The sequence below is a fragment of the Neolewinella xylanilytica genome, from assembly GCF_002934605.1.
In the GTDB taxonomy this organism is placed as follows: domain Bacteria; phylum Bacteroidota; class Bacteroidia; order Chitinophagales; family Saprospiraceae; genus Neolewinella; species Neolewinella xylanilytica.
This window is the reverse complement of the sequence record NZ_PTJC01000013.1, coordinates 1-4136: the sequence shown is the minus strand read 5'-3', so window position 1 is coordinate 4136 and position 4136 is coordinate 1. Positions and strand designations below refer to the sequence as shown.

Sequence of the window (4136 nt, the reverse complement as noted above, 5' to 3'; positions counted from 1 at the left end):
TAGCTGGGCAAGGAACTGGGTTAGAGCGTGAGTCATTCCCCTAAGTTCGGCCGCAATCTAATGTCGTAAAATACTTAGCTTAATGGCCATGAACATTGCACCATCGTCAAGCCGGCGGTCGTGCCTTTGCTTGTCGATGAAGCTTTAGAAAACCATCTCAACGCTAATCAATGTCCAGATTGCTGGCTGGTGGAGCCGGCCTGCGTTGGCGCACCCGTTCGGCGAAAAAAACAACACAAATAACTATGATAACTACATTTATTTCACAGGGTTACGATGAGGTTTCCGAAAATGCTGTAGGAAAATTAATAGTTTCAAATATTGAAAGCGGCGAATATGACAAGATCACAATACTGTCGGCATTCGCTAGCCGGTCCGCAATTCAAGTTCTACAAGGTCTTTTACTAAAAAACAAATTTGATACAAATAATGTCAGAATCATTGTAGGAATTGATCAGGGAGGCACTACTAAGCAAGCATTACTTCAACTGCTTACTATTGATAACGCCAAGGTGTTTTTATATTATCAAAAAGAAACGATAATATTTCATCCTAAAATTTACCTGTTTGAAGGGATTAACCAAGCAGAATTGATAGTAGGGTCATCCAATCTAACTCTAAATGGGTTGTTTAGAAATGTTGAGAGTAGCATAAGGATCAACGGTTCTCTAAAAGATATGGACCAAATATTAAATAGTGTTAAGGCTTATTATCACACCATCTTTGATGAATCTGATTCAAATTTAGTCCCTTTAAGTCCTGATGTAATTCATGATTTAACGGAAGATGGAAAAATTCCAACCGAATCTTCAATATTGAGGCCTAGAAACAACAAAAAAGGGAAGAATAGCAATCGAACAGACAAGCTTTTTAGCAGGAAAGAGATTGCGAAAATCCCTAGATCTCTATTTAAATATTTCAAGAATGAGATATCTAAGAGCAACAAAAATGATGATAATAAGAATATACAAACCCTGACTAATCTTATTGACAGGCCAGTAGAGGTTTTTAACTATGATGAGCCTAGCTATCATTTTCCCCAAGGAGTTCACGTGGGACACATATTGTACGGTTTGAAGGTGATAGGGAAATCAAATCGGAAAGATTCTCATATAGCAGATGAGTATGTAAGATTAAGGGGAGATATTGGAACTGGTGAAATCGGAGGGTTTCAAAGGAAATCAAAGTATTTGCTAATAGGCATGATGCAATTGGGACTTATCGATGATAATAGAAACGTAGAGGACCAATCAAACTATCAAATTAACCTAACTGAAAACGGAAGGAAACTATTCGCAATACTTGAAGATGTTATAGAATTAGTCGACCTATCTTTTAAGAAAAAAAATAAGGACTTTGATAAGTCTTGGGAAATGGTGCACAATAAAAGACACTATATAAAGATTCTCAAATCAGTTATACAACTTCATAACGAAAATTTGCAATTCTTTAGAAATTTGATATTCGAAATGGGGGCAGTGAATCTAATGGCAGAGTTCTTAAATACAAGTGACGAGAGTAGTTTACCTAAAACACAATTTATATATGAGCATTTCTTCAGCTTTCCTAAAGTGGTAGAGTATTGTAAAAAATACAATATTAAACCAGGCACCGTTGAAGCCGCGAAAAGGCGATGTCCACTAATTATTGATTTGTTAGAAATTGCTGGGTTGGTAGAACAATCAACAAGTTATGTTGATGTAGGCAAGCTTCAAAGCAACTTGTTTTAAGGTACTGATAAGCAGGTTAAACAAAAACTATGTTCGCGAAAAAAAAGACATGATTTGTTTATTATGTCTAAAACACTTACTTTTGAGTTCTCAGTCATTCTGCTTGATAAGCCAGTATAAAAGTCCCAAAGTCGTAATATATGGCCAGAAACGTTCAACATTCTCTTTTAAAAGAAGCAAAAGCAAACAAGAAAGATGAATTTTACACGCAATTATCTGATATAGAGGTTGAGCTCAAGCATTATAGTAAGCACTTCAATAATAAGGTTGTGTATTGTAACTGCGATGATTTTAAGGTAAGTAATTTCTTCAGATACTTTTTTGAAAATTTCAAAGCGCTTGGCCTCAAACGGTTGATAGTCGCATGTTACAAAGATCAAACTAATAATTTGTTTGCTTCTGAAACAGAATCTAGAAAACCTTATTTTATAGAGTATTGCGGCGAAATTAATGGCGAAGGTGTGTCAGATATGGAACAAATCAAGGTTGAGTACTTTAAAGGTGACGGAGATTTTCGTAGTCAAGAAAGTATAAACCTTCTTATGAAATCGGATATAGTTGTTACCAATCCTCCATTTTCCTTGTTTAGAGAATTTATAGCGCAACTCATAAAGTTCAAAAAAAAATTTCTCGTAATCGGAAATATAAATGCTATCACTTATAAAGAGATATTTAAACTTATAAAAAACAATAAAGCTTGGATGGGCATAAATATGGGACGAGGAATTTCAGGGTTTATAGTCCCGAAACACTATAGGCTATACGGTACAGAAACTAAGGTCGATGAAGACGGTAATAGGATAGTTTCTCCTAACAATTGTTTATGGTTAACGAACATGGACACATCTAAGAGACACGAAGATATATGTCTGACGAAATCATATTATGGAAACGAAAGTTATTTCCCCTTTTATGATAATTATAATGGTATAAACGTAAATAAAACAAAAGATATACCGTACGATTTTGAAGGGCATATTGGAGTTCCAATCACGTTTCTACATAAATTTAATCCAGATCAATTTGAAATTATAAAATTCAGAAAGGGTGATAACGGAAAAGATCTTTCTATAGATGGGAAATGCCCATATTTTAGAATACTGGTAAGGAATAAAAAAGTTAGAAAGACTAAAATTGTTCACAGCTTATAGCTGAAGCATAAACATAGAATTCGCAGAACATTGCGCCATCGTCAAGCCGGCGGTTATGCTTTTTGGGTGTCGATGAGGTACTTAAGAACAATCTACAAGTTTACTGGGGTCCAGATGCTGGCTGTTTGCAGCCGGCCTGCGTTGGCGCCCCCGTTGGCGGAAATACTACATACACCTATATCTTACCGGTGTATACAGACAAAAAGAAGTAGATTTATTCATAACACATAACAAGTGAAGTTTACCTTGAGTCACGTGATTATGACTTCTCACTTTGTCAAACGTTTAATAATTTTAGCCATGGCCAAGGCCATGGTGCCATGCCTTGCTCATGCGTGTATGTGTTTACCTACACCAATAAACGAAGAGGGTTCCACGGATGGTTACGAAGTTGTGTTTGTAGGTGAGTTGATCGCTATTGAAAGGACCAATAAGTTTTTTCCGGATACTCAGGATATATTCCCTGTTGAGATAAATTCTTACATCGTACACGAATCATTCATAGGTTCTGTCTCATTGGGCGATACAGTTCATATTCATCAATTCGGTATCGGTTGTACAAATCCTCGAAGAGAAGATCAACTGCGGACTAAATTTTTGATTGGCGGATTCCGAGATGAACAAAAAGTTCCAGATTGGCCAAGCATGCAAGAATATCTCCAGGCGCAATTGTGCACACTATCTTATTCAGAATTATCTGACCCAGAATATAGCAGCGCGGTTCAAGTGGTTCGTAATAGGATGAATACTGCATTCGAAGTAAAGGTGGCCAGTATTTTGGTAGCACCTTTAATGACGGTTATCGTTATTGGAAGTATAGGATTTGTACTTTTTATTGAAAGAGTATCAATATTTCAATAATGTTGCATTGTGAAAAATAGCTGATGAATGAGCCATGTTAAAAAAGTATCTAAAACGAGCTCAATAGTACAGTTGTGAATTCACATAAATGATTAAATATTCAGATTTCAAGTTCCTAAGCAGAAGCGAATAACAACGCCTCTATTTATATATGATAATTAATAATATGGTACTTCCGCCAACACAGCGCCATCGTCAAGCCGGCGGTGATGGTTTTAGGTGAAGATGACGCTTTATCAGCTAGGAAAATTATCTCTTGATCCTTAAGTTGGCTGGTAAAGCCGGCCTGCGGTGGCGCCCCCGTTGGCGGAAACTAATAGCCTGCAGGAACTGATGAGTTCGTCTGATTAGCAAAACGAGACTTGGTAGAGCGATTTGCAGAAACTCATTGTAC

3 protein-coding genes are annotated in these 4136 nt (G+C 36.6%); all 3 read left to right on the top strand.

Going from position 1 to position 4136, the window contains the following annotated elements:
* Positions 1 to 170: 170 nt before the first annotated feature.
* Positions 171 to 1730 (top strand): phospholipase D family protein, encoded by a 1560-nt coding sequence (locus CLV84_RS21390; RefSeq protein ID WP_104421898.1) that lies wholly within the window; start codon positions 171 to 173, stop codon positions 1728 to 1730.
* Between the two features lie 140 nt (positions 1731 to 1870).
* On the top strand, positions 1871 to 2881 hold the full coding sequence (locus CLV84_RS21385) for an adenine-specific methyltransferase EcoRI family protein (protein WP_104421897.1): 1011 nt from the start codon (positions 1871 to 1873) through the stop codon (positions 2879 to 2881).
* A gap of 300 nt (positions 2882 to 3181) precedes the next feature.
* Entirely contained in the window at positions 3182 to 3742 is a 561-nt protein-coding gene (locus CLV84_RS21615; RefSeq protein ID WP_146088909.1) for a hypothetical protein, read from the top strand.
* Positions 3743 to 4136: the final 394 nt, after the last annotated feature.